General features: G+C 59.1%; 27 protein-coding genes. 12 read left to right on the top strand and 15 right to left on the bottom strand.

Features of this window, described 5'->3' with window-relative positions; genetic code table 11:
* Positions 1-296 precede the first annotated feature (296 nt).
* Complete coding sequence (locus tag B9Z49_RS22325; protein ID WP_108355108.1) at positions 297-629, bottom strand: hypothetical protein; 333 nt, start codon at positions 627-629, stop codon at positions 297-299.
* Positions 630-949: 320 nt separating this feature from the next.
* Complete coding sequence (locus B9Z49_RS19450) at positions 950-1,354, bottom strand: rhodanese-like domain-containing protein (RefSeq protein ID WP_108355107.1); 405 nt, start codon at positions 1,352-1,354, stop codon at positions 950-952.
* Between the two features lie 65 nt (positions 1,355-1,419).
* On the opposite strand from B9Z49_RS19450, the gene ftrA reads away from it, so the two are divergent.
* Positions 1,420-2,484 carry a transcriptional regulator FtrA gene (ftrA, locus tag B9Z49_RS19445; RefSeq protein ID WP_233254727.1) on the top strand — a complete coding sequence of 355 codons (1,065 nt, stop codon included), beginning with the start codon at positions 1,420-1,422 and terminating at the stop codon, positions 2,482-2,484.
* A 679-nt stretch (positions 2,485-3,163) separates the two neighbouring features.
* Here the strand turns inward: ftrA and B9Z49_RS19440 are convergent.
* The 5 genes from B9Z49_RS19440 to B9Z49_RS19420 form a co-directional block, all read right to left on the bottom strand.
* Positions 3,164-3,496 (bottom strand): hypothetical protein, encoded by a 333-nt coding sequence (locus B9Z49_RS19440; RefSeq protein ID WP_233254726.1) that lies wholly within the window; start codon positions 3,494-3,496, stop codon positions 3,164-3,166.
* A gap of 435 nt (positions 3,497-3,931) precedes the next feature.
* Positions 3,932-4,999, bottom strand: coding sequence for an acetylhydrolase (locus B9Z49_RS19435; protein WP_108355098.1), 1,068 nt, complete (start codon positions 4,997-4,999; stop codon positions 3,932-3,934).
* Positions 4,996-5,205 (bottom strand): hypothetical protein, encoded by a 210-nt coding sequence (locus B9Z49_RS19430; RefSeq protein ID WP_108355097.1) that lies wholly within the window; start codon positions 5,203-5,205, stop codon positions 4,996-4,998. Before B9Z49_RS19430 ends, B9Z49_RS19435 begins: the two co-directional genes overlap by 4 nt.
* 70 nt (positions 5,206-5,275) lie before the next feature.
* Positions 5,276-6,091 carry an SDR family oxidoreductase gene (locus B9Z49_RS19425; RefSeq protein ID WP_108355096.1) on the bottom strand — a complete coding sequence of 272 codons (816 nt, stop codon included), beginning with the start codon at positions 6,089-6,091 and terminating at the stop codon, positions 5,276-5,278.
* Positions 6,088-6,993, bottom strand: coding sequence for an alpha/beta fold hydrolase (locus tag B9Z49_RS19420; RefSeq protein WP_108355095.1), 906 nt, complete (start codon positions 6,991-6,993; stop codon positions 6,088-6,090). The genes B9Z49_RS19425 and B9Z49_RS19420 overlap by 4 nt, the downstream gene beginning before the upstream one ends.
* A gap of 86 nt (positions 6,994-7,079) precedes the next feature.
* On the opposite strand from B9Z49_RS19420, the gene B9Z49_RS19415 reads away from it, so the two are divergent.
* From B9Z49_RS19415 to B9Z49_RS19395, 5 genes are read left to right on the top strand one after another with little or no spacing between them, the layout of a single operon-like run.
* The gene (locus B9Z49_RS19415; protein WP_108355094.1) at positions 7,080-7,733 is read left to right on the top strand and encodes a TetR/AcrR family transcriptional regulator; all 654 of its coding nucleotides are present in this window, start codon (positions 7,080-7,082) and stop codon (positions 7,731-7,733) included.
* A gap of 27 nt (positions 7,734-7,760) precedes the next feature.
* Positions 7,761-8,369 (top strand): glutathione S-transferase family protein, encoded by a 609-nt coding sequence (locus B9Z49_RS19410; protein ID WP_108355093.1) that lies wholly within the window; start codon positions 7,761-7,763, stop codon positions 8,367-8,369.
* 22 nt (positions 8,370-8,391) lie between these two features.
* Entirely contained in the window at positions 8,392-9,120 is a 729-nt protein-coding gene (locus B9Z49_RS19405; protein WP_108355092.1) for an SDR family oxidoreductase, read from the top strand.
* Positions 9,121-9,125: 5 nt separating this feature from the next.
* Entirely contained in the window at positions 9,126-9,758 is a 633-nt protein-coding gene (locus B9Z49_RS19400; RefSeq protein ID WP_158273548.1) for an NAD(P)-dependent oxidoreductase, read from the top strand.
* Positions 9,759-9,789: 31 nt separating this feature from the next.
* Entirely contained in the window at positions 9,790-10,743 is a 954-nt protein-coding gene (locus tag B9Z49_RS19395) for a LytTR family DNA-binding domain-containing protein (protein WP_108355090.1), read from the top strand.
* Here B9Z49_RS19395 and B9Z49_RS19390 read toward each other — a convergent pair.
* Positions 10,716-11,390, bottom strand: a complete 675-nt coding sequence (locus tag B9Z49_RS19390) for an outer membrane protein (RefSeq protein ID WP_108355089.1) — start codon at positions 11,388-11,390, stop codon at positions 10,716-10,718. The genes B9Z49_RS19395 and B9Z49_RS19390 overlap by 28 nt on opposite strands.
* A 145-nt stretch (positions 11,391-11,535) precedes the next feature.
* Positions 11,536-12,420, bottom strand: coding sequence for a LysR family transcriptional regulator (locus B9Z49_RS19385; protein WP_108355088.1), 885 nt, complete (start codon positions 12,418-12,420; stop codon positions 11,536-11,538).
* Positions 12,421-12,520: 100 nt separating this feature from the next.
* On the opposite strand from B9Z49_RS19385, the gene B9Z49_RS19380 reads away from it, so the two are divergent.
* The 5 genes from B9Z49_RS19380 to B9Z49_RS19360 all read left to right on the top strand — a co-directional run bounded on the left by B9Z49_RS19380 (position 12,521) and on the right by B9Z49_RS19360 (position 18,445).
* Positions 12,521-13,258 (top strand): DUF4386 family protein, encoded by a 738-nt coding sequence (locus B9Z49_RS19380; RefSeq protein WP_108355087.1) that lies wholly within the window; start codon positions 12,521-12,523, stop codon positions 13,256-13,258.
* A gap of 14 nt (positions 13,259-13,272) precedes the next feature.
* Complete coding sequence (locus tag B9Z49_RS19375; RefSeq protein ID WP_158273547.1) at positions 13,273-14,400, top strand: zinc-binding dehydrogenase; 1,128 nt, start codon at positions 13,273-13,275, stop codon at positions 14,398-14,400.
* Positions 14,401-14,436: 36 nt separating this feature from the next.
* Positions 14,437-15,699 carry an ABA4-like family protein gene (locus B9Z49_RS19370; protein WP_108355085.1) on the top strand — a complete coding sequence of 421 codons (1,263 nt, stop codon included), beginning with the start codon at positions 14,437-14,439 and terminating at the stop codon, positions 15,697-15,699.
* 195 nt (positions 15,700-15,894) lie between these two features.
* Positions 15,895-17,112, top strand: a complete 1,218-nt coding sequence (locus B9Z49_RS19365) for a twin-arginine translocation pathway signal protein (RefSeq protein WP_108355084.1) — start codon at positions 15,895-15,897, stop codon at positions 17,110-17,112.
* A 16-nt stretch (positions 17,113-17,128) separates the two neighbouring features.
* Positions 17,129-18,445 carry a carboxylesterase gene (locus tag B9Z49_RS19360; RefSeq protein ID WP_146188567.1) on the top strand — a complete coding sequence of 439 codons (1,317 nt, stop codon included), beginning with the start codon at positions 17,129-17,131 and terminating at the stop codon, positions 18,443-18,445.
* A gap of 136 nt (positions 18,446-18,581) precedes the next feature.
* On the opposite strand, the gene B9Z49_RS21675 is transcribed toward B9Z49_RS19360, so the two are convergent.
* The 5 genes from B9Z49_RS21675 to B9Z49_RS19340 form a co-directional block, all read right to left on the bottom strand.
* Positions 18,582-18,764 carry a hypothetical protein gene (locus B9Z49_RS21675; protein WP_146188566.1) on the bottom strand — a complete coding sequence of 61 codons (183 nt, stop codon included), beginning with the start codon at positions 18,762-18,764 and terminating at the stop codon, positions 18,582-18,584.
* Positions 18,765-19,107: 343 nt separating this feature from the next.
* Positions 19,108-19,440 (bottom strand): AlpA family transcriptional regulator, encoded by a 333-nt coding sequence (locus tag B9Z49_RS19355; protein WP_233254725.1) that lies wholly within the window; start codon positions 19,438-19,440, stop codon positions 19,108-19,110.
* 210 nt (positions 19,441-19,650) lie between these two features.
* Complete coding sequence (locus tag B9Z49_RS19350) at positions 19,651-20,121, bottom strand: hypothetical protein (RefSeq protein WP_108355081.1); 471 nt, start codon at positions 20,119-20,121, stop codon at positions 19,651-19,653.
* Positions 20,118-20,438, bottom strand: coding sequence for a HigA family addiction module antitoxin (locus B9Z49_RS19345; protein WP_108355080.1), 321 nt, complete (start codon positions 20,436-20,438; stop codon positions 20,118-20,120). The genes B9Z49_RS19350 and B9Z49_RS19345 overlap by 4 nt, the downstream gene beginning before the upstream one ends.
* Positions 20,439-20,445: 7 nt before the next feature.
* On the bottom strand, positions 20,446-20,721 hold the full coding sequence (locus B9Z49_RS19340) for a type II toxin-antitoxin system RelE/ParE family toxin (protein ID WP_108355079.1): 276 nt from the start codon (positions 20,719-20,721) through the stop codon (positions 20,446-20,448).
* Positions 20,722-21,047: 326 nt separating this feature from the next.
* Here B9Z49_RS19340 and B9Z49_RS19335 point away from each other — a divergent pair, with 326 nt between their 5' ends.
* Positions 21,048-21,977 carry a PHB depolymerase family esterase gene (locus B9Z49_RS19335; protein ID WP_108355078.1) on the top strand — a complete coding sequence of 310 codons (930 nt, stop codon included), beginning with the start codon at positions 21,048-21,050 and terminating at the stop codon, positions 21,975-21,977.
* Between the two features lie 214 nt (positions 21,978-22,191).
* Here B9Z49_RS19335 and B9Z49_RS19330 read toward each other — a convergent pair whose 3' ends face one another.
* The gene (locus B9Z49_RS19330; RefSeq protein ID WP_233254724.1) at positions 22,192-22,524 is read right to left on the bottom strand and encodes a hypothetical protein; all 333 of its coding nucleotides are present in this window, start codon (positions 22,522-22,524) and stop codon (positions 22,192-22,194) included.
* Between the last annotated feature and the right edge of the window lie 94 nt (positions 22,525-22,618).

Raw genomic sequence — 22,618 nt, 5'->3', positions numbered from 1 at the left:
GAGTGCTAGACCTGAATATGTTTGAAACCACACCAATATCAACCCTGCTGGGCAAACTGCAGGATGGGCCTGAAATCGGCCAACACCCTATTCAACAAAACCTCTTCCCAACGTTGGGACACTAGTGTCTCAACATTTAGAATGATGCATTGAACCCCAAGAGCTTGATCTACATGCCCTTGGAAAACTTAGGCGGTTTGCGATCTGGTATCTTTTGGCCCGCCAAGACTATTTCGAACTGATTCCAAGTCGTTCGAACAATTTACAACCCGTTCGGGGTCTCTTTGGGTGCGCTCCTAGAACACCTTCCGGATCAGACAGGCTTCTTCATAGGCCTCAATGTCTTTGAGCCGGTACAAAACTTTCCCCACGATCTTCAAGTACTGAGGGCCCTCGCCGACGGTGCGCCAGCGCTGAAGGCGTGCGACTGAACACACCCAACGATCGGCAAGCATTATTTCGGTCAGGAGTTGTCGGGCGATGTAAACTGCGGTCTCCGTATTGCGGTGTTCGGGTTCCGGCCTTTCCTCTCGGGTTGCCAGTTTGGCTAGACCGCCCCCGAGCACATCCAGCACGTCGCGCGTGCTTTCAGGGAGAAGAGGCGGAGAGGGCGTGAGGTCAGAGTGCATGAACTTGCTCCAGGCGCCTGCGTGTGGGCTTTCCATGTAGGTTCATACCGGCGGCCTCGGCGTTTTTCTCAGACCGGCAGGCCGCCGGACTCCACGCTCAATCCGCCACCGAAGGCGATGTACCTGACTTCGTCCCCTGGTTCATCTGACTGAGGCTGTCTGGCGCGATGGAGGACCAGTTGGGGCGCTCTGTAGCGCAGGCTGCTCGCGGCCAAGAGAGCTCGCTGTCGAGAGGCGGGCTTTCCGATGGGCGGCCAAAGCACAGCGTGAACACCCGAGGATGTCTCGAGATTCAGTGCGGTGACGTTCGTGCCATGCGATTAGGCCGCGCGCTCTGACGTGGCCAGCTCGAAGCCTTCATCGACCCAGCCGGTGATACCGCCCGCCATGACCTTGACGGGCCGTCCGAGCTTGGCCAAGCGCAAAGCGCCGCGAGTTGCGCCATTGCAGTGCGGGCCCGCGCAGTAGGTCACGAACAGGGTGGCCTCCGGCCATTGAACAAGTTTGTCCTGAACGAGTTTGCCGTGGGGAAGATTGATTGCCCCCGGCACATGGCCTTTGGCATACAACGCAGGTGAACGTACATCCAGCAGTACGAAATCGGCCCCGGTACGCAGACTTTCGTGTACATCCCAGCAGTCGGTCTCGAAAGTGAATTCCGCGGCGAAGTGCGCCTCGGCGACCGAGGAAGGTGCGGCAGGAACGGCAGTGACTTGAGTGGGCATCGTTGGCTCCGCAGACATGGAGTTCCCATGGTGTCGAGCGCAGTGCGATCACACAATTGGCAGAAATGACATTTATCTTTAATATCTTGCCACTCATGCAACCGACGCACGAACCGACCGCCACGGAGTTGACCGGCCCCTTGGTCGTGGCACTGGCCTACGATGGCCTGTGCACCTTCGAGTTCGCCATCGTGGCAGAGGTGTTTGGTCTGGACCGACCAGAGATGGGGCGCAACTGGTACCGGTACGCGACTGCTGCAGTGGAGCCTGGGGTCCTGAGAGCCCACGGCGGGTTGACCTTCACGACGGCTGGGGGCATCGAGTTGTTGGATCGTGCTGACTTGATCGTGGCTGCGGGCTGGAAGGGGGCTGGAGTTCCTGTCCCTCCTGATCTAGTCGCAAAGCTTCTCAGCGCTTGGGAACGCGGCGCTCGCCTAGCTTCCATCTGCTCCGGCGCGTTTGTCTTGGCGGCCACAGGGCTACTGGATGGACGTCGAGCGGCAACTCACTGGCGCTACGCCGAGAAGCTGGCGGCCTGCCACCCAGAAATCGACGTCGACGCAGATGTGCTTTATGTCGAAGAGAACCGGATCTACACCTCGGCAGGTAGCGCGGCGGGCATCGACCTCATGCTTCACATCATCCGACAGGATTTTGGTGCAGAGGCAGCAAACTCTGTAGCGCGCCGACTTGTTATGCCACCGCACCGGAGCGGTGGACAAGCGCAATTCATCGAGCGGGCGGTCCCAACGGATCGGAACCACCGGCTTGCCGAAGCACTCGACAAGATTCGATGTGAATTGAGCTTGGATTGGACGGTGGAGCGCATGGCTGCGCTGGTCGCCATGAGCACCCGAACGTTCATGCGACGGTTCTTCGAAGCGACATCCCTGAGCCCCGGCCAGTGGTTGATCGAGCAACGAGTCGCGCAAGCTCAACGCTTGCTCGAGGGCACTGCGCTGTCCGTGGAGCAGGTCGCAGCCGAAGTAGGCTTCGGAAGCGTCGAGGTCATGCGGCACCACTTTCGTGAGCGGCTGTCCATCTCGCCCAGGGACTACAGAAGGACATTTGCATCCGCTGCCCAGACCCAGCTCAACGCCTCACCGGTGGCCCGCGGAAAGAAGCGCTGATCCATCTTCGAGCATGAGTGAAGGGCATTCGGATTCATTGAAACCTGATGGCCGTGGCCGGTATGCGCTGCAACTCAAACGGGAGGAGTGCACTTCCGCAGGGCAGGACAACGATTGGCGATGGCCGCTCTGGGTCGCTATGCAGAGCTCTCCATAGCGACCCCTATGCATAGTGCTCAACTATGTGCAGTTCGCGATTCGATCGGCATGCCTCGCGAGGAAAGGCGGCGCGGACATCGAGGCCGCTGCTCTCCATAGTTTCGTTCGTCCACGGCATGCTCCCGCAGTCGCATGCGTGAGAGCGATGGACTTGCTGATATCGGCCGCGGTCATTGCCAACTCGGGGAAGCGGCCTGTGCCGAGATGCCGGAGAGCGCGAGCCATCCAAATGCTCGCTGCGGCGTGTACGCTGGCGCCCCGAAACTATGCGTAGCCATTGGCCGGGAATGGCGAGGTGCCCTGCCGTCGAACTACGCATAGTCGACATCTATGCATAGGGGTCGAAAGCCGACTCATGCAAGAGAGGGTGGTTCGTATCCTCCTCCGGACCAGTTCAGAAACTCTGCTGACCGAAGGCTGTTTGGAAGTCCATCCTTCCTGCCCCGCCAAGACTATTTCGAACTGATTCCAAGTCGTTCGAACAATTTACAACCCGTTCGGGGCCTCTTTGGGTGCGCTCCTAGAACACTTTACGGACCAGACAGGCTTCTTCATAGGCCTCAATGTCTTTGAGCCGGTACAAAACTTTCCCCACGATCTTCAAATACGGCGGGCCCTCGCCGACTGTGCGCCAGCGCTGAAGTCGCGCGACTGAACACACCCAGCGATCGGCGAGCATTATTTCGGTCAGGAGTTGGCGGGCAGGTTCGGCCGGGACCTCTGGAACCAACAGTTTGGGCTCGAACTTGGGTTCGTTGGCTGCGGTTTTGGCGATGCCACTGGACAAGGCGTCCAGCACGTCACCTATTTTTTCAGCCCGTGGGTTCGAGGATGAGGTGTTGTTAGTAGCCATGGCCTTGCTCCTTGATGCCTATATGCAGTGGTTTCATATAGGTTCATACCGGTTGGCTGGGCATTTTTCTCAGCGGGGTGGGTTAGTGCATGCACGAGCAAGCATTTACTTGTGGCGATGTTTCGGATTTCCAATCCATAGTTCATGTGCCGGGGAACCCCCTTGGTCATGGAAGAAGTGTTTGTGGAGAAGTCTAAGGGGCGGCTTTAGGCTGGAAGCAGACCATCGCAGCGAACATGTGACCAGCATAAGCCGGCTCATTTCGGTCATTGGCAAACAAGAGAATCCTCATCTGACATTCCCGCTAATCAAGCCGAGTTTTGCCTTGAGGTGCAGATTGAATCTGCGATCAACCACCTCTAAAAGCCAAATCAAACACCGTTTTGTCTTAGAGACTTCGAAATTTTTTACATTCATGACGGATTCGTAAGGCGCTTACGTTTCTCTGGTGACCAATCGATCCAGTAGATTTTTATGGCGGTAAGCCCATTGCGTTATTCCATCCTGGGTTTTTTGGTTATCCAGCAGTTCAGCATGTTTGGGTTTCATAGCTGGATGTTCAGACCGGTGTTCAGTATTGAGCTGAATATTTCCAAAGTGCAGCGACTGTCGTAAGAAGATTGTGGAAAGCTCTTGAGTGGCTCCTTTGATTCGGGCGCTGGCCTCCGGTCCACTGCGCGTGGTGCGGTCGGTGAAGATGCTGTGTCCGCCAGTGTTGTACACCGCCAGGGCTCTGGGCGATTGGGTCATGGCGTCAAAGATAGCGATCCGGTCATTGACTGTGCTGCTGTAGCCGGGTAAGTTGATGGTGTCTTCCAAACTGGTGATGTGCAGTGTCGGCACACTGACGCTACCGAGGACTTGTTCTGCTGGTCCCTGCCCCAGCAAAGGTGGCGCCGAAATCAAGATGGCGGCCTGCATGCGTCTGTCCCAAAGGTCACGCAAGGTGGCACTGCCGGTTTCTACCTTTGCCCCTGCAACCAGCATGGCCGTGTTTGCGCCATACGAGTGACCGGCGACTGCTATTTTCGACACATCGAACAACTGACCCTGATCTGAGGCCAGAACTTGGTTCAGGGCAAAACGCAGGTCCAGAACCCTAGCGAGGGCTTCAGACTCGCGTGCCGCTGTCTGTAGGCGTTGTAATAATTCCAATGGGTTGCCACGCCACACACTGTTATCACTGCCGACATGCTGCGGATGCAGGCTGGCCAAGCCGGCATTGGCCCAGTGCCGGGCGAGGTAACTGTAGCCCATGCGCGAGCCGCCCAGGCCGTGCGAGAAGACGACCAAAGGCACCGGGTGTCCAGGACTGGCCTGATAGGGCAGGTAAAGGCGCGCGGGCACGGGCCTTTGTCGGTCGGCGTCAAAGAGCTCAAGATCCTGGACGCGATGCCCCTCTCCTGGAGATGCCATCGCCCCACCAGCAGGACCTGATGCCACGAGGCCGAATGCACCCGTGGCTAAACCCAGAGAACGGGTGAGAAATTCGCGGCGTTTCATGGGATCTTGTTGTCGGCTGCACGCCTGGCCAGCCAAGGCCGGATCCACATGAGCAGGCCCGCACCGGCTACCACTGGAAACACGCCCCACTGAACAATGGCTACAAAGGTTGCATTCTCTCGCAAGGGGCTGGCATACACGAAGGCACCCAGGACAGGCGTGGTCGCCAGGTGCAAATTTCGAAGCAGGCGATGAGACAGTTTCATGGCGAATACCTTGTAAATCAATTCATCCTTGTAAGCGGATTGGACAGGCGGAGAGATGAGGAACGTGAGATCAAGTCATGGTGGACTTCACGGGTGCAAGCCGGAGCATGCGCTTGGTGATTGCAGCGACCATCGCCCTTGGAACAAGACGGTTGCCCAAAATCATGAGTCTGTTGGTCGTGCCAACGACGTGCGTCAAACCGCCACGAACCATCAGATCAACGCCTGCTTGCGCAACTTTACGAGGATCGGTGCGACTTTCCTGGCGGAAAAAATGACCCCCGTCGATTCGTTGAGGGTCAACGCTATTGAAGAAATCTGTATCGGTGGGTCCAGGGGCAAGACAACTCACACGGACGCCGTGGTCTTCCATTTCTTTCGCAAGTGCTTCGGAGAAATTCAGGACGAACGCCTTAGATGCGCCATAGGCTGCAAAATAGGGTGTTGGCTGGAAAGCCGCCGTTGAGGCGACGTTCAGAATGCGGCCTGCACGCCTTTGCTTCATGGATTCCCCATAAAGGCGACAAAGTTCGGCGACGGCAACGACATTGAGCTGCAACATGCGGTAAATCTGCGCAGGTTCGATTTCGATGTGTGCGTCGACGATGCCAAACCCCGCGTTGTTGATCAGAGTGTCAATTTGGAATCCATGTTTTTCGGTATGCTCGAAAAGCCGGTGTGCAGCCCCGGGTTCAGACAGATCGATGGAGTGCACGTGAACCTCGGTTACGTGAGCTGCGCGTAGTTCGTTCGCTGCTGTCTGAAGTCGCACTGCATCCCGTCCAACGAGGATGAGACTGTGTTCGCGTGAGGCCAGTAGCCTGGCCACCTCCAGGCCGATACCGCCGCCGCCACCTGTGATGAGGATAGATTTTGCCGAACTCATAACGGGCGCTCCCCTGAGAAATCAATGTGGCGCTTAAGGAAATCATCAATCCGTGCAGTGACACTCACTGGGTCATCGACGACCGAAATATGGGCCGTGTCGAGCACCTCAAAATGACCATTGGGCAGCGCTTCAGATGCACGCTTGAGGGCGTCAACCGGGTACATCGAATCTTGGCGACCAGCCACGAAGAGTGTGGGTGCCTTGATCCCGTTCATGCGATCAGCCAGCGGTTCACGATCGATAAGGACAGAACGAACCGCCTGTGAGAGTGCAGCACCATCGGCCTGACGCAGATGTTTGTGAAATTCCTCTTGAATGACACCTCCACGCTCGATGGTGGCGGGCAGAAAGAAAGCCTTCGCGACGCCGTTTCTGTATGCCGCTGTGGAGTGGATCCAGCGTGCCCCCCAGACGACAAACCGGTCACTCAGGCTGGGGCCGTCGCGAGCCTTGATGACCGGTGTATTGAGCATGACCACAGCCAGGGTTCGCTTTGGTTGTAACAGCGCAAATTCCCCTGCGACCAGACCACCCCACGATGTTCCAACCACCACCACCGGTTCGGAGAGGGTCAATGCATCGAGTACCTCACCGAGTGCTTGGCCACAGTCATGCATGGAGAAAGCACCCGGGGACTGGCCACTATCCCCGTGACCTGGCCCATCAATGGCGATGATTCGGTGCCAGCCACGCCAGACTTCAATTGGGTGGCGGTAAATCCTGTAGTCGGCAAGGATCGAAGGCCACAAGACGATCGTTTGACCCTGAGGATCTGTCGGCCCTGTGTCACGGACAGCGAGTGTGCCGACACAGGTCGAGACAAGCCTGGCAGGCGGCAGCAGTGGCGCCATTGCTCCTTGGGCACTGTCTTGTGTTTGGGGCACTGCAACGGTTGTCATGGTGTGTGAGTTAAGGGTTCATGTTGTCTTGACCAGCAGATTCTGGCAGTGTTGCCGAAAAAAGTAAACAGCGTTAACATAGCCTTATGCAAAAAAATGAATTGCCCAAAGCCACTTCTTGCAGGAGCACAGCGAAATCCCGACTGCGAAGCTTTCATCACGGCAATCTCCGGCAGGGACTGATTGATGCAGCGCTGGCTGCACCCGAGATTGAAGGACTGTCATTGCGGCAGCTCGCCGCTGGCCTGGGCGTCACAGCTGCGGCCGTTTACCGTCACTTTGACAGCCGTGAAGGCCTGTTATTCGAAGTTGCCCGCATTGGGTTCAACCGTCTCAGGCAGCGGTTTGCGTCTGCTTTTGAGATCACGGTTCCGCCATCGGACGCTCAAGAGGCTCGGCTGCGACTGAGCCGACTGGCGCAGGCCTATTTGCAATTCGCGGATGACGAGCCAGCCTTGTGGCGGCTGATTTTTGGTGCACAGGCTGAAGCCTATCGTCAATCGATCGATGCCGAAGGCGAACCCGACAGCTATGAATATCTTCCTGCGGCTTTGATGGGGTTGTATTTGGCGGGGGTTATTCCCACTCAGCCGAGTGAGCGTGATGCGCTGTTCGCGTGGAGTGCAGTCCACGGCGCAGCCACCTTGCGCAGCGGACGTGTCCCGGGAGCTCTCATTTCCATCCCGGAACTCGCCCACGAGGTGGCCGAACGTGTGATCCTGGCCATGACACACGAATGACTGAAACACTGAACAGGAGACTTTGACATGATTCTTCACGACCTAAGCGCTGGCATGCACCCCCGACGCGTGCGTATCTTCATGGCTGAAAAAGGCATTTCGATCGAGCGACGCGAGGTGGATGCCGCGGGTGGGGCCAACGCCCTGCCGGACTTCCTCCGGCTCAATCCACTGGGTAAGTTGCCTGTGCTCGAACTCGACGATGGCAGCGCCATTGCCGAGTCCCTGGCGATTTGTCGTTATTTGGAGGCCTTGCACCCGCAGCCACCATTGATGGGGCAGACACCTCAGGGCTCGGCCCACATCGAGATGTGGACGCTACGCATGGATCACGAACTGTCACAGCCGATCGCGCTTGCATTTGTGCACAGCAGCGACTTCTACCGCGGGCGCGTCGAGCAGGTGCCCGAAGTCGCCGGCTGGGCCCGCAATCGGGCGCTGCAGACCATGGCCTGGCTGGATGGCGAGTTGGCTGAGCGCAGCCACATCGCTGGCGATGACTACACCCTGGCCGACATCGTCGCGCAGTGTGCTTGCGTCCTGGGCAAAGCGGTGGGCTTGCGCATCCCGCCGGAGATGACCAACCTGTCGCGCTGGTTCGCTCAGGTATCTGCTCGACCCACTGCCCGGGCATAAGGCCTTTACCAAGGAGAATGCCATGTCCGGACAAGGAGTCTGTTGTGTGATCGGCGCTGGTGACGCCACGGGTTCAGCGGTGGCCCGGCGCTTTGCCAGAGAGGGCTACACCATCTGCGTGGCGCGGCGCACTGAGGCAGCCTTGAAACCGCTGGTGGACCAGATCACGGCCCAGGGGGGTCGGGCTCTCGCCTTTGGGCTCGACGCACGACGCGAGGACGAGGTGGTCAACTTCTTCCAGCACATCGAAGCCAACATCGGGCCGATCGAGGTGTTGGTCTTCAACGTAGGCGGCAATGTCCGATTCCCAGTCCTCGAGACAACGGCTCAGAAGTACTTCAAGGTCTGGGAGATGTGTGCCTTGGCGGGCTTTCTGGCCGGCCGCGAGGCTGCGCGTGCGATGCTGCCTCGCGGTCGCGGCACCATTCTTTTTACCGGCGCTACGGCCAGCGTGCGAGGTTCTAATGGGTTTGCCGCCTTTGCAGGAGGCAAGGCGGCGTTGCGGGCACTGGCCCAGTCGATGGCGAGGGAGTTCGGCCCACAAGGCTTACATGTGGCGCATGTGATCATTGATGGTCTGATCGATACCGCCTTCGCGCGCACTAATTTCGCGCAGCGTGTGGACGAACTCGGACCCGATGGCATCCTGAACCCGGACCATATCGCAGAGGCCTACTGGTGGTTGCACAGCCAGCCTCGCGATGCATGGACCTTCGAGCTGGATCTGCGTCCATCCGCGGAAAGGTGGTAGCGGCCATGTCCCGAATAGCGGTTTTCGGTGCCACAGGCCTCACGGGTGGGCTTGTCGTCAGGCAGGCGCTCGCACAGGGCCATGAGGTCGTCGCTTTGGCGCGTGACCCGGGCAGCGTCACACTGCAGCACCCGAGCTTGCGCGTGATCGGTGGCAGCCCAATCTCGGTTACCGACGTCGAGCGCTGTGTACAGGGTGCCGATGCCGTCATTCACTGCCTGGGGATCGGCGGAAAAGGGGATGGCAAGCCGACCTCACTCATCTCTGATTCGGTCCGGTTCGTGTTGACAACAATGCAAGACCATGGTGTCCCTCGCATCGTGTGCATGTCCAACATTGGCGCAGGCGACAGCGGAAACTGGTTTGCAAACCGGATCGTCATACCGCTGTTTCTGCGCTGGCTGATCCCCATCATCGAGGATAAGAACCGAATGGAGTCGGCGCTGTGTGCCAGCCCTGTAGATTGGGTGTCAGTGCGTCTGCCCAACATCGTGGCGGGTGTCGACAAGCCGATTCGGGTGAGTGCTGATGGCCGGGGCATCGGGTTTTCAATCACTGCCGAGTCGGCCGCGCGCTTCCTGTTGGAACAGGTTTCTTCCGATAGGTACCTTCGACAGGTGCCTTGCATCAGCAACTGACGCAATATAAAAAAGTATCAATAATTAGGGTATGCAAACTTCAACTTCATCAGCAAACAGGACCTCGATCGTTCGTTACCTGAGTGTGACCGGCTTGTCACTCTGGGCACTGGTGATGGCCTTGGCACCAGACCCGGGATTCAATGCTCCTTGGTACTGGATATCGCTGTTCTGGGCCATGCAAATTGCCGTTGGCCTGACGGTTCTACAAACCACGCTGTACTTGTTGAGCAGAGCTGACCCTCAGGGTCGAATGCCTATGTGGTCGCTGGTTGCGGTCAGCGGTTTCTGTGGTGCTGTAGTACTGACACCGATCTACTGGATGATTGGCGAGGGACTGATGCAGCAGGTGTTGGGTTTCGCTGAAACTCTCGACGCCGATGAACTCATCAGTGTGCAGCAGACATTCGGTTGGGCCGTTCTGGTCGATGAATGGCTGGATATTTCAGGCCCGGTCATTGCGGCATGGGCATTGATCTCCTGGCCTCGTCTGCAGAGTTTGCTGCCGCCATTGGTTCAGAGCCCCAAAAAGTCAGTCGATGAGCCGCTTGCGGCACAGTCACAAGTACCCAGCGTCGTTGAAGAGAGCGCTCAACATTGGCGCAAAGCCTTACCCACAGAGCTGGGTAACGATGTGATGGCCGTCAAGTCCGAGCTTCAATACCTGCGTGTCTGGACCACCCGGGGCTCAGCGTTGATACTAGGCAGTTTGCAAGAGGTGGAAGACGCAGAAGGCAGTGCTGGGATGCGGGTGCATCGCTCTTGGTGGGTGAATGCCCGGCATGTCCGGACCGTTCGGCGAAGCGGTGAAGCGGCCATCTGTGAGTTGAGCGATGGCCGCGAACTTCCCGTCAGCCGTCGCAGAAAGGCGGATGCGGTGGCTCGGTTCGGTGACCGGGCGCGCTACGAAGACCTGACCTCCGCATCCAGGGACGCTCGTTCTCCAACTCGCTCTGATCAAAATGCCCGTCGCAATCCCACTTGAACAGAAACTGGGTTGTAGCGCGGCTGGGTCAATCGTCCCGTGACCCCTTCCTCTGCAGGCAATTCAACATTGCCAACGCGCAGAAGTCGTACGTCTGCTGCCAGCCTCCAAGCATTGCTGATCGGTATTTCGGTGCCGGCGATCAGTTGGACGGCCAGTTTGCCTTTCTTCGACCATGCTCGCTCTGTACCGCCCGAGTTGATATCGAAATCGATCTCTTGAACCCACCCTAGACCCGCGCCTACGTAGGGTGTCCAACTTCCCGTCTGGCCAATGAAGCGCCTCAAGCCGTTGACGAAAATGATGTTGGAAGCAAAGTCACCATTCGACGCGATTGTCGATCCGCCGCGATTGAGCGATTTGAGGTCATGGCGACGCCAGTTCCATTCAAGCTCTGATGCCCAACCATTACCGTAGCGAAAGCCGATATCGCCCCCCAAGCCCAGTCCGGTTCCAAAGCGGGTCGTCAAGCCAGAACCGAAGCCGGCGCTGCCTACCTCGTCGAAGGTGGTTGAACCGAGGTTGCTCGCTTGAGCATAAACAGTGGCATAGAAACCACGTGGTTCAGTCTGAGCCAATGAAGTGCCTGCCATGCCGATCATCAAAATCGAAGCAGCCAGAGGTGAAAAAGAGCGAACAAATTTCATGAAATTCCTTCGAAACAATCAGGTTGATCAAATGTCGGAGTGGCGCTCCTGCCCAAGCGCAAGTCAACTGCGATCAATGTTCGGAAAGTTTCTGGTGCAAAGCGAGCTTTTTTGAACGAATGGTGGATTGGGTGAACGAGCGGCGTTAAATCGCACGAGGCAAAGCATCAGCCAAATAGTCATAGACCGCCCTGATGCGCTTGCTGGTTCGTACCTCCTTGTGGACAGCTAGCCAAACCGGGAGGGGCTGAATTTTCAGCTTGGGCAGCAGCGGTATGACCGCAGGATCCATTCGGATCTGGTGCTCGCTGACAAAGCCGATGCCCAGCCCGGCGCGTACAGCCTCCCACACCACGATCAGGTCGTCGGTCCTGAAGGCAAAGTGCTCCCGAGTTGCCGGGATACCGCCCGCAGCGAAGCCCTTGAGGGTCTCGTCGTTGCGGTCACCCCCAATCAGGTGGTGCTCGAGCAAGTCGGCAGGCTGGCGTGGCATACCACGCCGACGCAGGTAATCCTGGTGGGCGCAGGCCCTGAGCGCTACCTTTCCGACCCTCCGTGCAATGACTGTGGCCTGCTCGGGCTGGACCATGCGCACCGCGATATCGGCCTCGCGTCGCAGGAGGTTGCTCACCGCATTGCTGGCTACCAGTTCCACCTGCACATCGGGCAGTGACAGGCGCATTTGTGCAAGCAGGGGCGGGAGCACATAGCACGACACGGGCTGGCTCGCCGTGATGCGCACTGTCCCTGATACAGAGTGATCAGCGCCCATGACGCTGCGGGCGAGTGCATCAGCCCCGAGTTGCATGGCACGCGCAGATTCGGCCAGTCGAAGTGCCGACTCGGTGGGCAGTAGTCCCCGTCCGGTCCGTTCGAACAGCACCAACCCCAACTGAGATTCCAGTTCCGTCACATGCCGGCCGATGGTGGGCTGGCTCGATTTCAGCTGCCGTGCAGCGGCCAGCAGGCTACCCTGTTCCAACACGGCCAGAAATGAGCGAACAAGGGACCAGTCAAACAAGCTATTCATGAATGAAACTCAGAGATGCAAAGATCTACAATTGTGCACAGGATGAGGACTCTAGACAATAGCTCTAAACAAAAGCTCTAAAGACCTTCATCGGAGCCCCATGACAGCCCATGACCTCTCCACGGACAGCCACACGTCCCGCCTAATGTGGCTGGTCGCCGGTCTGGTCCTGCTCCTGCAGGGCTTCAGTCTCTTTGCGCCGATGGCCGTGTTGGGCGGCGCTATCCATTGGCCCGACAGCCTCGACTATGCACCCGCGAAGATGCTGCCGCTGCTGCGCGAGCAGCTTGACGCCGTGCGGCTGGGCTACGGGCTGTACCTGGGCTATTCGCTGTTATTTCTGGTGACCGGTGTCCTGACGGTTCGGCTGGCCGCGCGGCCTGGTGCGCTGGGTGCACTGGCCCTCATCGCCATCGGCGCGGCGGCCGCCTCGGCGCTGGCCCGGGCCATCGGCATCCTGCGCTGGCTGACCGGCAGCGTGAGCCTGGCCGAGGCGCATGCCGCCCCTGGCCTGCCTGAGGAAAGCCGTGCTGCGATCGAGCACATGCAGGCCGCTATCAACGCCTGGGGCGGGGCCATCGGCGAGATGCTGGGCGTGGCGGCCTTTGCCGCGATCTGGGCCATCGCCACCAGTCTGGTGATCCTGCGCGAACAGCAGTTGCCGGCCTGGGCAGGTCTGAGCGGGCTGGTCGTTGGCCTGCTGGTCGCCATGCCGGCGCTTGAGCTCTTTGGCATCACGCCGCCGATTTCGATCGTGTTGTCCACGACGGCGATCCAGCTCTGGTTCATGGCGCTGGGACTGCTGTTCCTCTGGCGCGCCCTTCGGCGGTCTGCATGAGGTTGCCGGCTGTGATGCTCAGGCGTCTGGAGATCGGAGCCTTCGGTGGCCCCGAGCAGATCCGGCTGGTAGAAGAGGCCAGACTGCCGCAACCGGGTGAAGGTGAGGTGCGGATCCGGGTCGAGGCATCGAGCCTGGTCTTCACCGACATGCTGATCCGCCGCAACCTGTACCCCGTGCTGAAGCTGCGCCTGCCGCTCACGCCAGGGTACGACTTTGTGGGCCGCATCGAGGCCTTGGGTTCGGGCGTGAGCCGATGGCGAGTCGGCGACCGCGTCGCCGACCTGACCCAGATCGGCGGCAACGCGACCCATCTGGTGCGTACCGCCGCCTCCCTCGTGGCGGTGCCACAAGGGGTGAACGCGATCCAGGCCGAGCCGCTGATCCTGAGTTACATGACCGCCTGGCAGGCGCTGTTTCGCGAGGCAAAGGCCCAGCCGGGCGACCAGGTGCTGATCTACGGCGCCAGCGGCGCCGTGGGCCTGGCGGCGCTGGACCTGTGCCGCGCCTTCGGGCTGCCGGCGGTCGGTGTGGCCTCGGCACGCAGGGAGCCCGTGGTCGAGGGCCTGGGGGCGACTTTCGTCGCTTACGACACGGCCGATCCGGCGGGCCCACTGGACCGGTTGACGCGTGATCTTGGAGGCTTCAAGGTCATTCTCGATGCGGCAAGGGGCGAAACCTTGTCATCTGTGATGGCGCGGCTTGCGCCAGGCGGACGACTGGTCGCACTGGGCTTCAGTGCACCGTTCCGAACTGCCTACAAGGCTGGTGGCGAACAGCCGGGCCTGCTCGCGCGGTTGCGCTTCGGATATGACTTCCTGCGGATCAAGTGGTTGTCCCACCGGCCGAACGCAGCGGTCAGCTTCTACGATATTGCATCGTGTCGGCGCCAGCATCCGCAATGGTTTCAGGAGGATCTTTCATCGCTGTTCAACTTGCTCGAAGCAGGCCGGATCACGCCACGGATTCAGCGTGTCTTTGGACTGGGAGATGCCGTCGAGGCGCATCGCCTCATCGAGGCGGGCCAGGTCGAGGGCCGGCTTGTGCTCGCCCCCGGTTTGCCGATCGGTGGTGACCCGTATGTCAGCCCGGGGGACAACGCGGCCAAAACGACCTTGCATCAGCAGAGGCACCCGGGCTGACATGCCTCGTACATCGAAGCCCGAACGGAGCGATCCATGAGCCCGGAGGCCTGGTTCCAGGTGGCGAACACAATCGCACTCACCGGCTGGCTGGCGCTGGCGTTCAGCCCAATCGCGCCGCGTCTGCTGGGCCTGCTGGGTGGCATCGCCATGCCGCTGCTACTCTCAGGCGGCTACACGGCCATCGTGCTGGCCCACTGGGCCTCGGGGCAAGGCGGCTTTGACAGCCTTGGCGCAGTTGCGCAGTTGTTCGAGAGCCGCTGGCTGCTGCTGGCGGGCTGGGTGCACTACCTGGCCCTTGATTTGCTGCTGGGCGCCTGGCAGGTCCGGACGGCGCGCCGCGAGGGTATTGCGCATCTGGCGGTGCTGCCCTGCCTGTTGGCCACCTTTCTGTTCGGACCGGCGGGGTATCTGCTGTTCCAGTCGCTGCGTGCGGCGCACCGGGCGGCACGCAACCATCCTGGGGATGCGGCGGCCATGACCGCGCCCGGGCCCTGGACGCTGGCCCGCCTGGCGCACGATTCGCCCCGCTACACCAGGCTCGCGGTGCTGCTGGCGCTGGCGATGCTGCCACTGCTCGGGGCCCTCGCCCTCGACACGCGCCTGTTCCAGGGCATCAACGTCTGGATCAAGCCGCTGAAGTTTCACATCGCGCTGGTCGTCTATCTGGTCACGCTGGCCGTGTTCAGCCGTTTCGCGTCGACCGAGATCACGCGCAGACCCTGGTGGCAATGGCACGAGCGCGTCGTCGTTTTGGCCGTGGTGCTGGAGATGGTCTGGATTGGTGCGGCGGCTGCGCTGGCAACGGCATCCCATTTCAACGAGGCTCCGATCTGGGCGGCCCTCTATTCTCTGATGGGGTTCGCCGCCATCGTGCTGACCTCGGCCAGCACCACGTTGGCCTGGGCCATCCATCGCCATCCGGCCGGGGATATCTCGCCGGCGTTGCGCACCGGTCTGGTCTGGGGGCTGGCCCTGACCCTGCCCCTCACGCAGATCACGGCTGGCACCTTGTCGGGGATGGGCAGTCACTGGGTGGGCGGTACGCCCAGCGACGCCGGTGGACTTGGGTTGCTGGGCTGGTCGCGGGACGGCGGGGACCTTCGGGTGGCCCACTTCTTTGCCACCCACGCCTTGCATATCGTGCCGCTGGCTGCGCTGGTCTGCGCCAAGCTGTTCGGCCGCGACGCACGGGCTCCGGTGCACATCGCCGCTTTGGCTTACATCGGTTGGGTAGCGGCAACCTTCCTTCAGGCCTTGAGTGGTCAGCCTTTCCTGGCGGGGATATTCTTTTCCTGATTCACCGGTCTGCGCGCTGCGCTTTCAGACAGTCCAGGACGTTGTGACAAGACGCCGCGGACGGCAAGATATTCATAAATGAATGTCAGCTATAAGAAGAAAAGCAATTGCGTTTATAGACTGGTTTTTAGACACTAAGAGTCTGAAAGTCCCGGTGAAGGGTACTTCATCTGGAAACCCTCCGCGGAGACAAAGATGGAAAGCAGAAATGAGATGAGCGCATCAGCGCACCTCTTCGAAAGCCGCGCTAGCGCCGCCACAAGCCGCCGTTCCTTCATCCGCCTGGTGGGCGGTGGCGCGGTGCTGGCCGCCACGGGCACGCTCGCCGGCTGCAGCGCCGAATTGCCAGAGGCCGCAGTCCAGCCCTGGCGCAGCGCCGATCGCGAGAGCGACATGCGGCGCTTCATGCTGGCCCATGCGCTGCTGGCGCCCAACCCGCACAATCTCCAGCCCTGGATCGCCGACCTGCGCGAAGCCGGGCGCATCCACCTCAACTGCGACAGCGAGCGGCTGCTGCCCGAGACTGACCCCTTCGGCCGCCAGATCCTGATTGGCTGTGGCGCGTTTCTTGAACTGGCGGTGATCGCCGCGGCCCAGCGCGGCGTGTCGGCCAAGGTCGAGCTCTTTCCCGACGGCGCACCCGCCGACCAGGCCTTGCCCAAGGGCAGCCGCGTGGCCACGTTGGTTCTGGGTGAGCCTGGCAGTGCAACGGCCGACCCCTTGTTTGCCCAGATCGTCCGACGGCACACGCGCAAGTCTTCCTATGCCAATGATCGTGCGCTGCCTGAGACGCTGCTGCGCAGCTGGGCAGACACAGCCACCCGATTCGGCCTGCGTAGCGGCGTTGCGAGCGGCGCGGCCGCGATGGACCCGATCCGCCGCATCACGCGCGAGGCCTACGAGATCGAGGCCACAACGACGCGCACCTGGCTCGAATCGGCCCGCGTGATGCGCATCGGGCCTGGCGCCATCGCCGCCAACCCCGATGGCATCAGCCTCAACAGTCCGATGGTACGCGCGCTGTACACCGTCGGCCTCTTCGACCCGATGGAGGTTCCCGTCAAGGGCACCAGTTCCCTGCAGCGGGTGATGGATCGCTGGGTGCCCTTTGAAACCGCCAGCGGCTTTCTCTGGCTGGCCAGCCCGGACAATAGCCGGGCGATGCAGGTGGCATCGGGCCGAGCCTACGTGCGCGCCCACCTTCTGGCCACGGCCGCGGGCGCGGACATGCACCCGCTGTCCCAGGCCCTGCAGGAGTTCCCGGAGATGCGTGGACCCTTTGAGGCGATTCACAAGACCCTGGGTTTGACAGGATCGGGCGAGACTTTACAGATGCTCTCACGCGTGGGATTCGCCACCGAGCCGCGGGGACCGAGCCCGCGTCGCAGCCTGGACGCGCTGCTGCGGACCTGAGGCATCAGGTTCTGTCGTGCCCGCCGTCGGTATGCGCTACTGCCACAAGGCGATGATGCTCGACTTGTCCGGTATGGCTTCCTTCCGCCGGAAGCTCCTGGCGATCGTGCTGCCCGTGTTGCTTCTGGGCTGCTCATCCACCGGCCACACGCCGCCGCGACCTGAACTCGTCCTCAGCGGCTGGCGTGACCCCTCTGCGCTTGCTCCTGGCGCTGATTTCGAAACCTACATCAGGGTTGTTAGCCAGGAGCTGCGCAAGCACAGGCTTCCTTTTGTTGCATCGATGGCCGATGCAGAGTTGGGCAAGGTGGCACCCTTCAGGCAACTGCCCGACCGGGGATGCAAGGCGGATGTACCGCGAGGCATCGCCATCCTCATCCATGGGCTGTCAGACACGGCCTTTGCCATGCGGGATCTCGCGGCGACATTCTCAAAACAGTGTTTCGAAGCCCGTGCGCTTTTGCTTCCCGGGCATGGGACACGCCCGGCAGATCTGATGGCCGTCGATCACCGTGATTGGTTGTCTCACGTTGGAGCGGCTCTGAAGCAAGCGCGGTCAGATAGCTCTTTTGTGGTGGTCGCCGGCTTCTCTCTTGGCGCAGCGCTTGCGCTAACCGCCGCGGTGCAGTCGCCCGGCGATGTGGATGCGGTCATCGGCCTGTCGCCGGCCTATCGCATCCGCTCGAACTTTCTGGCACGGCAAGCCCGATGGATAGGCGTCTTTCGTCCCTGGCTGGACCTGGGGCCGCGTGAAGATTTCGCGCGCTATGGTGCGATGCCGACGCGTGGTATTGCCTCCACCATGGCCGTGTTTGGCACGCTGGAAGCGCGCATGCGCAGGCAAGGACCGCTGCGCACACCCTGGCTGGTTGTGCAGAGCGAAGATGACGAAGTGGTCGATGTGACCTGGAACCGGCAATTCTTCGAAGCCCATGCCGGTGATGCGCGTAGCCTGCTGCTCAATTACCACTCCATGCCGGTGGACAAATCTTTCGGTGAACGGTCAGTCTGGCTCCCGGCTGCCGAGCCCGCGCTTCGCGTGGTCGGCATCTCCCACCTCGCTGTCCACATCTCTCCGGAAAATCCGCACTATGGTGAGTCCGGCACTTACCGTAATTGCGGCAGCCCGCCATTTCGTACGGAAGAGCAGGTTCGAGCATGCAAGCAAGCGCAGCGGGTCTGGTACGGTGTCGGAGGGCAGTCGCCACCTGCCGGCGAGGCCGGTGCACGCGCGACATTCAATCCCCACTATCGGGATCTGGAAAGTCGAATTGGCGAGTTCCTGGGTAGGGTTGACGGTCAAGATAACAGCCAAGCGCCTTCGAGGCGTTGAGATTCATTATGCTGGTCCGTCAACCGCCATTTTCTAGATGATCGGCCTGTGACTCTTTTGCCAAACCACATCCGATGATCATTTCCAAATCCCCATCTCGCCAAAAACCGAGGCTCAGAAAAATGAGCGAATCAGATCAGTCATCCCTTCCGGTTTGATCTGAAAATTCTCTTTCTACAGGGCTAAACGCTTGCTGGGGCATGCCGTAAAGTGTCTGTTCATCCGGCACTTTGGTTTGCGCCCCTTGTGATGGGGTGTCGGTTTTTGCGGTCATGACCAGACCATCAAATCGGCTTTTACGGCTGTCAGTTTTTGCCAATCTGTGTCATTCGGTTTGAAAGCGCCAATGTCTGCTCTCGCTGCATTACCGCCGCCCAAGGCAGCGCCGCGACCGTTCGCATTGGGTCGAAAGGGCACAGTGGCGCAACCTAGCAGGTTCTAATTCCGGAGCCTTTAGCACAGAGGTTCTGAAAACTCTCGGTACAAGAAGATGTCTCAACATTTAGAAAGATGAACTGGACCCCAAGTGCTTGATTTGCTTACCCATTAAAAACTTAGGTAGTTTGTGATGACGTATGTTCTGCCCCGCCAAGACTATTTCGAACTGATTCCAAGTCGTTCGAACAATTTACAACCCGTTCGGAGCCTATTTGGGTGCGCTCCTAGAACACTTTCCGGATCAGACAGGCTTCTTCATAGGCCTCAATGTCTTTGAGCCGGTACAAAACTTTCCCAACGATCTTCAAGTACTGCGGCCCCTCGCCGGTTGTTCGCCAGCGTTGTAGGCGTGCGACTGAACACACCCAGCGATCGGCGAGCATTTTTTCGGTCAGTAGCTCGCGTGCAGGTTCGGCCAGGACCTCTGGAGCCAGGTGTTGGGGCTCGAACTTGGGTTCGTTGGCTGCGGTTTTGGCGATGCCATTGGACAGGGCGTCCAGTACGTCACTCATGTTTTTAGCCCGTGGGTTCGAAGATGAGGTGTTGTTAGTAGCCATGGCCTTGCTCCTTGATGCCTATATGCAGTGGTTTCATATAGGTTCATACCGGTTGGCTGGGCTTTTTTCTCAGTGAACTCACAATGAGGGAAATCGCTCCATCAAGTTGGATGGGGCAAAACTGAATTGGAGCCGTACTGATTGCATGCGGGCTGTGGCGATGCCGGTGACCAACCGCAGGCTTTTTCTCTCGGAAGCCCGACCACGAAATTAGGGCTTGACGATGAAGTGCCGGCGCGAAAAGAGCAAGGGGATACCGAACATCAGCCCAGTTGCCGTATTGAGCAACACATTGCCCCAGACGCCATGGACGGTTGAAAACGCCGTGTCGATCAGAAACCAACTGGCCAGTGGAATGGCGATGGTGTTCCATGCGTGCAGCCGACCTTCGAGGAAAGGGCCCCTGGCCAACAGGATGATGCAGATCATCCAGCCAGCCATCACGGCGCCGATGATGCCGTTGGCAAACCAAATGTAGCCATGCGCTAGGCTCGGCACTTCAACCGGGATGGCCAACTGGTGGAAGTAAACCAGATTGAAGATTGCTTCCCCGAGGCGTGGCGACAACAGCAATGTCAAGCTCAGGACGATGACGACAGCCGCTGCGCCTTGAATAAGGCGCGACCAGATGAGCAGGGCCGGGTTGGCAACTGCGTCCGCGGAGTCCTGCTCCCTGGTCATGCCGTTTGAAGCCTCAGTGCCTTGATGCCCGAAAGGGTCTTGCTGGCCTTTGCTGCGACCCGTGCTTGCCAGAGATCGTATGCAGCCTGCTGAGCCAGCCACACCTCAGCCGCCCCGCCATGGTCGCGCCCCAGCCAACGCTCAATGCGCAGTGCCATTGAAGGGCTGATCGAAGCCCGCCCATTGACTACCTTGGACAAAGTCGTCCGGTCGACGCCCAAATGGGCAGCTGCTTCGCCCACCTGCAGATTCAAGGCAGGAAGGATGTCGTCCCTCAAAGTGAGGCCAGGGTGGGGTGGGTTGAACATCGAACTCATAAACACCTCAGTGGTAATCCTGGTAGTCCACCAGGATGGCATCGCCGTTTTCAAAAGCAAAAGTCAGACGCCAGTTGCCGTTCACGCTGACTGACCAGTGGCCGGAGAGGCCCTTGAGGGGATGCCAGTCCCACCCGGGACGGTTCATGTCTTCAGGCCTTGTGGCCGCGTCCAACGCAGACAGTTGCCGAGCCAGGCGCGGGGCATGAGCGGCTTGGATCCCGGCCCGCGAGCCGGACTTGAAGAAGCGCTCAACGCCCTTGTGCCTGAAGCTTCGAATCATTCTGAAATTGTAGCGCGTAGCGCCACGCGCAGCAAGTGCAGCAGCAATCCATTGGAGGTTCGAATTCCCGACTCCACCAAAAACAGGGGTCTGAAAACTGAGAGAGTTAGCTAAACAATCTTTATTGGACCGCCAAGACTATTTCAAACTGATTCCAAGTCGTTCGAACAATCTACAACCTGCTCGGGGTCTCCTTGGGTGCGAGCCTAGAACACTATCCGGATCAGACAGTTTCTTCATAGGCAACACATGAATTAGAAGTAAAGATAGTGGCTAGGGGATCGTCGTTTCTTGTCTGAAGTCAATTGAGCTCGCATAATTGAAGTATGAAAGTCATTTTCAAGTCTATTTTTCTCTGTGCTCTCGGGGTGACTAGTAGTTTCACCTTGGGCGCTACCGTTCAGGACTTGGAGATCAAAGCAGACGGCCAGACTTGGACCTACCACCTGCATGTCCCACTGCAAGCACGCTCAGGTGGTGCACCGCTGGTCGTGGTTTTTCATGGAGCAGGCGGCAATGGAAAGGACTATCTCATTAAAAACGGTTGGGTAGCCCTCAGTGAAAAGGAAGGATTTGTCGTTGCGGCACCCGACGGGCTACCGGCCTTGCCTCGTTTGCCAGCCAGCTTTCGCATGAATCCACGCCTTTGGAATAGTGGCCAACTCAATCCCAATATGCCGCGAGCGAAGGTCAATGACTTGTCCTTTGTGAAAGCTCTCCTTGACGACATTGTTCAGCGGACAGCAGTTGACAAAAGTCGCATCTATGCCACCGGACATTCAAATGGTGCTGGTATGACGTTCAAGGTTGGCGCAGAACTCTCCAGCCTTTTTGCCGGGATCGCAACTGTCATGGGGTTGAATACCAGTGAAGGTGCGCAACCAACTAAAGCTTTGCCAACCTTGATGCTGATCGGGACACACGATCCGCTCAATCCGATAGAGGGCGGTGAGCGCCAACTCCCTTGGGGCAAAAGCACGGTGCCACCCATTTCACATGGCATTCAAGCGTGGTCTCAAAGTTTGAATTGCAAATCACCCGCGGTCCAAGAGCGTGACGATGACCAGGTAACCATAGAACGTTTCAACCAATGCCGCGATGGTGCCAGTTACACAATTTGGTATCTCAAAGGTCAGGGCCATGCCTGGCCTGGTGGGCAAGATTCCGGCCTACCTGAATCTGTGATGGGTCCCAACATTACCCGCGTGAACGCTACCGATTTAATCTGGCAATTTTTCTCAAGCCTCCCCCACTAAAGTGAAGTAAATCGGCTCGACCCTTTTGACTTCGCTAGCGGACTGTCTCAACAGCTAGAGTGATGGGTTGGAACCCAAGTGCTTGATTTGCTTGCCCATCAAAAACTTAGGCGGTTAGCGATCTGGTATCTTTTGGCCCGCCAAGACTATTTCGAACTGATTCCAAGTCGTTCGAACAATTTACAACCCGTTCGGGGCCTCCTTGGGTGCGCCGCTAGAACTCCTTCCGGATCAGACAGGCTTCTTCATAGGCCTCGATGTCTTTGAGCCGGTACAAAACTTTCCCCACGATCTTCAAATACGGCGGCCCCTCGCCGACGGTGCGCCAGCGCTGAAGTCGCGCGACTGAACACACCCAGCGATCTGCGAGCATTATTTCGGTCAGTAGCTGGCGGGCTGGTTCGGCCGGGACCTCTGGAACCAACAGTTTGGGCTCGAACTTGGGTTCGTTGGCTGCGGTTTTGGCGATGCCACTGGACAAGGCGTCCAGCACGTCACCTATTTTTTCAGCCCGTGGGTTCGAGGATGAGGTGTTGTTAGTAGCCATGGCCTTGCTCCTTGATGCCTATATGCAGTGGTTTCATATAGGTTCATACCGGTTGGCTGGGTTTTTTTTCTCAGTGAACTCACAATGAGGGAAA

This window comes from Limnohabitans sp. 2KL-51, from assembly GCF_003063645.1.
Taxonomy (GTDB): domain Bacteria; phylum Pseudomonadota; class Gammaproteobacteria; order Burkholderiales; family Burkholderiaceae_C; genus Limnohabitans_A.
Note: the sequence above shows the minus strand (reverse complement) of the source record. Positions and strands in the feature narration are given on the sequence as shown.

What these genes read in the sequence shown, in the direction of transcription:
- B9Z49_RS19350 (WP_108355081.1), bottom strand. Translation starts at nt 20,121, where the DNA reads ATGACCAGGGAGCAGGACTCCGCGGACGCAGTTGCCAACCCGGCCCTG.
- B9Z49_RS19340 (WP_108355079.1), bottom strand. Translation starts at nt 20,721, where the DNA reads ATGATTCGAAGCTTCAGGCACAAGGGCGTTGAGCGCTTCTTCAAGTCC.
- B9Z49_RS19410 (WP_108355093.1), top strand. Translation starts at nt 7,761, where the DNA reads ATGATTCTTCACGACCTAAGCGCTGGCATGCACCCCCGACGCGTGCGT.
- B9Z49_RS19370 (WP_108355085.1), top strand. Translation starts at nt 14,437, where the DNA reads ATGAGCCCGGAGGCCTGGTTCCAGGTGGCGAACACAATCGCACTCACC.
- B9Z49_RS19415 (WP_108355094.1), top strand. Translation starts at nt 7,080, where the DNA reads ATGCAAAAAAATGAATTGCCCAAAGCCACTTCTTGCAGGAGCACAGCG.
- B9Z49_RS19335 (WP_108355078.1), top strand. Translation starts at nt 21,048, where the DNA reads ATGAAAGTCATTTTCAAGTCTATTTTTCTCTGTGCTCTCGGGGTGACT.
- B9Z49_RS19405 (WP_108355092.1), top strand. Translation starts at nt 8,392, where the DNA reads ATGTCCGGACAAGGAGTCTGTTGTGTGATCGGCGCTGGTGACGCCACG.
- B9Z49_RS19365 (WP_108355084.1), top strand. Translation starts at nt 15,895, where the DNA reads ATGGAAAGCAGAAATGAGATGAGCGCATCAGCGCACCTCTTCGAAAGC.
- B9Z49_RS19400 (WP_158273548.1), top strand. Translation starts at nt 9,126, where the DNA reads ATGTCCCGAATAGCGGTTTTCGGTGCCACAGGCCTCACGGGTGGGCTT.
- B9Z49_RS19425 (WP_108355096.1), bottom strand. Translation starts at nt 6,091, where the DNA reads ATGAGTTCGGCAAAATCTATCCTCATCACAGGTGGCGGCGGCGGTATC.
- ftrA (WP_233254727.1), top strand. Translation starts at nt 1,420, where the DNA reads ATGACATTTATCTTTAATATCTTGCCACTCATGCAACCGACGCACGAA.
- B9Z49_RS19450 (WP_108355107.1), bottom strand. Translation starts at nt 1,354, where the DNA reads ATGCCCACTCAAGTCACTGCCGTTCCTGCCGCACCTTCCTCGGTCGCC.
- B9Z49_RS19390 (WP_108355089.1), bottom strand. Translation starts at nt 11,390, where the DNA reads ATGAAATTTGTTCGCTCTTTTTCACCTCTGGCTGCTTCGATTTTGATG.
- B9Z49_RS19430 (WP_108355097.1), bottom strand. Translation starts at nt 5,205, where the DNA reads ATGAAACTGTCTCATCGCCTGCTTCGAAATTTGCACCTGGCGACCACG.
- B9Z49_RS19355 (WP_233254725.1), bottom strand. Translation starts at nt 19,440, where the DNA reads ATGGCTACTAACAACACCTCATCTTCGAACCCACGGGCTAAAAACATG.
- B9Z49_RS19420 (WP_108355095.1), bottom strand. Translation starts at nt 6,993, where the DNA reads ATGACAACCGTTGCAGTGCCCCAAACACAAGACAGTGCCCAAGGAGCA.
- B9Z49_RS19330 (WP_233254724.1), bottom strand. Translation starts at nt 22,524, where the DNA reads ATGGCTACTAACAACACCTCATCCTCGAACCCACGGGCTGAAAAAATA.
- B9Z49_RS19385 (WP_108355088.1), bottom strand. Translation starts at nt 12,420, where the DNA reads ATGAATAGCTTGTTTGACTGGTCCCTTGTTCGCTCATTTCTGGCCGTG.
- B9Z49_RS19395 (WP_108355090.1), top strand. Translation starts at nt 9,790, where the DNA reads ATGCAAACTTCAACTTCATCAGCAAACAGGACCTCGATCGTTCGTTAC.
- B9Z49_RS19435 (WP_108355098.1), bottom strand. Translation starts at nt 4,999, where the DNA reads ATGAAACGCCGCGAATTTCTCACCCGTTCTCTGGGTTTAGCCACGGGT.
- B9Z49_RS19375 (WP_158273547.1), top strand. Translation starts at nt 13,273, where the DNA reads ATGCTCAGGCGTCTGGAGATCGGAGCCTTCGGTGGCCCCGAGCAGATC.
- B9Z49_RS19380 (WP_108355087.1), top strand. Translation starts at nt 12,521, where the DNA reads ATGACAGCCCATGACCTCTCCACGGACAGCCACACGTCCCGCCTAATG.
- B9Z49_RS22325 (WP_108355108.1), bottom strand. Translation starts at nt 629, where the DNA reads ATGCACTCTGACCTCACGCCCTCTCCGCCTCTTCTCCCTGAAAGCACG.
- B9Z49_RS19345 (WP_108355080.1), bottom strand. Translation starts at nt 20,438, where the DNA reads ATGAGTTCGATGTTCAACCCACCCCACCCTGGCCTCACTTTGAGGGAC.
- B9Z49_RS19440 (WP_233254726.1), bottom strand. Translation starts at nt 3,496, where the DNA reads ATGGCTACTAACAACACCTCATCCTCGAACCCACGGGCTGAAAAAATA.